This window comes from Priestia veravalensis, from assembly GCF_001457055.1.
Taxonomy (GTDB): domain Bacteria; phylum Bacillota; class Bacilli; order Bacillales; family Bacillaceae_H; genus Priestia; species Priestia flexa.
In genome coordinates, this window is the sequence record NZ_KQ758743.1 from 1 (window position 1) to 4659 (window position 4659).

Annotated in this window: 7 protein-coding genes; 1 reads left to right on the forward strand and 6 read right to left on the reverse strand. The window is 32.6% G+C overall.

The genetic code is table 11. The features are described 5' to 3' along the window. From AS180_RS20955 to AS180_RS20975, 6 genes are all read right to left on the reverse strand, one after another. Window positions 1-615: IS4 family transposase (locus AS180_RS20955; RefSeq protein ID WP_139109264.1), on the reverse strand; the 615-nt coding region annotated here is incomplete at its 3' end. Between the two features lie 294 nt (window positions 616-909). Next, the gene (locus tag AS180_RS20960) at window positions 910-1266 is read right to left on the reverse strand and encodes a hypothetical protein (protein WP_061786049.1); all 357 of its coding nucleotides are present in this window, start codon (window positions 1264-1266) and stop codon (window positions 910-912) included. Window positions 1267-1610: 344 nt separating this feature from the next. Next, window positions 1611-1784: a hypothetical protein gene (locus AS180_RS23745; protein WP_156413527.1), complete on the reverse strand. Its 174-nt coding sequence runs from the start codon at window positions 1782-1784 to the stop codon at window positions 1611-1613. 246 nt (window positions 1785-2030) lie between these two features. Then, window positions 2031-2315, reverse strand: coding sequence for a hypothetical protein (locus AS180_RS20965; RefSeq protein WP_061786048.1), 285 nt, complete (start codon window positions 2313-2315; stop codon window positions 2031-2033). A gap of 694 nt (window positions 2316-3009) precedes the next feature. Continuing rightward, window positions 3010-3516 (reverse strand): DinB family protein, encoded by a 507-nt coding sequence (locus AS180_RS20970; RefSeq protein ID WP_061786059.1) that lies wholly within the window; start codon window positions 3514-3516, stop codon window positions 3010-3012. A 158-nt stretch (window positions 3517-3674) separates the two neighbouring features. Beyond that, window positions 3675-4097, reverse strand: coding sequence for a helix-turn-helix domain-containing protein (locus tag AS180_RS20975; protein WP_025909209.1), 423 nt, complete (start codon window positions 4095-4097; stop codon window positions 3675-3677). Window positions 4098-4479: 382 nt separating this feature from the next. On the opposite strand from AS180_RS20975, the gene AS180_RS21975 reads away from it, so the two are divergent. Next, window positions 4480-4659: DUF4372 domain-containing protein (locus tag AS180_RS21975; RefSeq protein ID WP_139109266.1), on the forward strand; the 180-nt coding region annotated here is incomplete at its 3' end.

Here is a 4659-nt window from a genome sequence, read left to right on the forward strand (position 1 = left end):
AAATCGCTCATAATCTAAGTAACCACGATCAAAAACGTACATGCATTCTTTGTCGTCAACGAGTACCTCTAGCTGGCCACGATCGTGTTCTTTCGCATTTGTCAGCACCGCATTATCAGGATAGGAACAGCCTTTTTCTGCGTAAACAAGGCGCAAATGAAGCTTGATACCTGATTTTGTTTTGCGAAACTCCGCCCATTTGTGATTATTCAAATTGAGTGGCAACGTACTCGAATCAATGATTTTCAGCGGTGTTGTCGTTTTCCGGCGCTGCTCATATTGAGATTTCGCATGAATCTGAGCGACTAAATCCAGAAAAACTTGCTGGAACACGTCTGTTGGAATTTGATTTAATCGGCGGCCTAATTGCGAAAAGCTAATCGATTCTAAATCCGTTGCTTTTTGAAGGTCGTCTGAAAACAATGTCTCACTGACAGCACGTAAACTTTCGATTTCGTTGAGTTGTGCAAATACGAGTAATTTCAAGAATGAAGTGATGTGTAGCTTCTTTGTATAGTAATTTAAATGATGGGTTTCAACCAATTCCTCGAGTTTTGTGGAGAAAATCGGTGAAAACCATTGTTCAAATGATGTTTTTCGTGTAAACTTATCCATGCTTATGGTCCTTTGTATTGGATTTGGATGGTTTACTACCGCTCAACCAGTATAAAGGATTTTTTTATGTTTGGGTTATATTACAGAAAATTCAGATTTTTAGAAAGCGTTGAATTATTTTAATGCGACGCTAGTGAAAAAATGTATATAATCTATTTGTTTAGACAAGCTATTCAACGTATCTAGATGCACACAGAGATAGTCAAGCCCTTTATTAAGTAAACGTGAAAAATATCTATGGTACGTATTATACTGTCTCCCATCCCATTAAGTCTGGGAGACAGCCTTCCTTCATCAAAACTCTCCCCACCTAAGAAACATAGTTAACGTACAACATCCTTCTCCTTGAGACTGAGCAGGCATAATTAACAACAGACCATCTGGATTGTACTTGGCTGTTACAGATGTACTTATCCCTATCGATTTAATCAGGTTGTCGACCTGTATGTGATTTCCAGCCTGAGCTGCTGTCATCAAGGTCTGAGAAAACTTCGGTTCAGCTATTTTTTTCAATAAAGCATTTGCTTCAAGAGTAATTTTTTGAAGGGAACTGACAGAATGACTGAAAATAGAAGTATCAACTGACGGCGACTGTGGTTGACGATTCATTCGCTGCTGAAAATATGGATCATAATATGGATAATAATACATAAAACACCTCTTCATTTTACATAGTTACTTATTTTTATGTACTCTTTTCATGTTCGGTGAATGAAGGACTAGACGCCATACTCTTTACTTCTAGAATGCTGCTTCGTTGATCTTTTATATTTTTCATTTAGCACATGATTCAATTTATTTCACTTTTCATTTCATCTCCTAAATTTTGATTTTTAACATCAAAAAAGACACTAATCGCTACATAATGATTAGTGCCCTCTGGTCAGTTAGGGGAGAATTGATTTTTTAATCCTTTATCTCATTAATACATATTTCGAACAGCTCGAGCGTTATAGTTGTAATTCTTCAAGCTTTTTTTGTAAAGATGCGACCTGTCAGTCTAACTCTCTCAATCTTATTTCTTGTTCAACATTTTCTTGTTGTTCAGACGCCTGTTCTTCAATTACCTCATCAATCGCAAATTTTGCTGCATATGTCGCTATAATATCCGCTACAGTACCAAGTACGCAGATAATAAATATAGCTTTAAAAATAAGAATATAGATCATATTTACCTATTAGATAATAAAGAGATTAAGAGAAATCTTGAAAAAGGCAAAGGATTTGCCCTTACAGGAGGAATATTTAGTACTCTTGGTATTGGAATACAAGCTGTGATGTTAGCTTTGGCTATAATAGGTTACACGGCTGTCTTTTTTTAAAATATTTATGAAAATTTTTTCACTATTACTTTATAGTTATTACAAAATGAATAACATCCTACTCTTATGAGCAGATCTAGCATCCATAACTTTTTATTTTTTACCTTTTAGTTCTAGCAGTATAGGTGCTATATTTAGTAAAATAGAAACAATTGTTAAAAACCATACTGCCTTTTCCATAGTAGGAACAACATCCATTAAAGCTGACCAATCTTCCCCTTTCACCCAATCAGATACAAGGCTATGTTCTGCACAGAGTGTCAGTGCCGTGAATGATAATCCCATCGCCATCGCAAGTTTATAATCTTTTCCTGTTTTATACATATACAGATTTATAATAGTTGCTACTATGGCAATAAGCCCTAATATTAACCACATAATAATGCCTCCATTATATTTTATTTATGTTGAAAATATAAATTAAACGGTCTAGTTATCCTATTTTACAGTCGTATCTGATAGCTATACAAACACACTTTTATATAATACCATAAAAGGTAAATTATTACTTATTGTAATAAAAAAGATTTTTTATTTCTACAGTTTTTACTATCAAAATGGAAAGATAGCTCCATAAAAAGACGCCTCGATACATTATGCCAAGCTGTTTCCTAACAATTAATATTGACTTTTTTATTGATCGCATTGCTATAAGAGAACTGGTGTATGAAATAAGTTTCACCTTATCAAAGTTTTCTAGAAATCATATTTCGCAAATTATTAATTGATTCGTGGATGCTTGTGGTCAAAATGTGGTCACATAAAGTTACTTATTTATTAATTACGCATCGTTTAACGATAACCTATTAATTAGGGCTCTCTAAAAAATTATTTAGATGAGTTTCAACTTTAACTTTTATATCAATAAGTGACTAACTAGTTAAGTCCCTCTTACCAACAGATTTTCGCAGGAAATAGATTTTGTTAAAAACAATGTAGTGACTACAAAAAATATTAACATTTACCTTTAACAGACTCATTAACATAAAACGTGTTCTCGGTACTAAACAATAAACAAAGCAAAAAATAATAATGATATTTCTTGCTTTGTTTAGAATCTCTATCTCCAACTTTATTCTTCTTTATATAATTTCTTCAATAAACCAATATGTGCTTGATGATAACGACTGTGATCAGCTATATGCCAGATCCCCCAACGAATTGTAGCTGTTTTTCCATTCTCATATGAGACTACATTATTTAAATCCTCTTCAGATAACTTCGTGCATTCTAAACGAAACATTGTTTGAACCTTATCATAGCTATCTATTAAATCAATAATAGTTGTATCTTTTATAAAAGGTATTTGACCTGCTGAATCAACTAAAGGACCGTATTCTTTTTGAAGACTAGAGGGTATTTGTTGATTCTTAAGTCGGTAGACCCAATGCAAGTCTACAACAGCTAAATGCCTCAATAATTGTCCAATACTGTTCATCTTGTTTTCAGTACCTTTGTAGAGTAATTCTTCCTGATTTACATCCTTTACAAGAAGTTTTAACCTTTCATATGTATCTGAAACAGTAGCGTATAAAAGAGCAACTGAAGGTTCCATTTCATTATCCAAGTGTAAATCCATTAACAACTATATCTCCCCCTTTATGTAATTAAATTCCTTGTAATTACATTTTATCATCTCATGATGCTTGGTCATAAATATGATATATGAACCTAGTTATCATAATGGATTTTCTAGGCACAAAAACAGGCTTCAAGTTCTCTTAAAGCCTGTTTTACTTACCTTTCTTCTTTAAAATCCTTTTTTATAGTCCAAAACGTTTTCTTTAAATCATCATAAAAAAACATCGTTAAGAATCCTAGTATTGTAACACCAGCTGAAAATGCACCTAAATCTAAAAATAATCCTACAAATACAAGAATGATTCCAATCATAAAACCAGGGTCTGATAAATCCTCAATTTTATTCTTTTTTTGATCTATTACTATTTTTTTCTGAAAAGAATGATCACCTTTAATTAGTTCATCTAACGTCACATTATATAAATCACTTAGCTTAATAAGATTTTCAATATCGGGATACCCTTTATTATTTTCCCACTTATATACAGCTTGCCTAGATACATTCATTTCTTGGGCCAATTCTTCCCTAGAAAGATTTTTTTCTTCCCTTAGTCTTTGCAATTGTTCTCCTAAGTTCAACTTAACCACCTCTTACGCCCACTTTATAACAAATATGTAAAAACTTCCACAAACGCTTAGTAGTAGGCTGTAAACCATTGGTTAACATAATCCAGATTCCAGGAACATAAAAAAACTAAAAAATACTATAAAAAGAAACTTTTTACAATTAGATCCGTAATATATATGAAAGCTAATATATATTGGATGGTGAAAAGAATGAACAACCAAGTACTAACTCTCGTACTTATATTATTTATATTTTCTCACTAGCGTCGCATTAAAATAATTCAAAGCCCTTTATAAATCTGAATTTTCTGCAATATTATTCATGCACAAAAAAATCCTTTATAATGGTTGGGTGGTAATAAACCATCCAAATCCAAAATAAAGGACAATAAGCATGGATAAGTTTACACGAAAAACATCATTTGAACAATGGTTTTCACCGATTTTCTCCACAAAACTCGAGGAATTGGTTGAAAGCTATCAATTAAATTCCTATACAAAGAAGCTGTACATTGCTTCATTCTTGAAATTACTCGTATTCGCACAACTCAACGAAACCGAGAGTCTGCGTGCA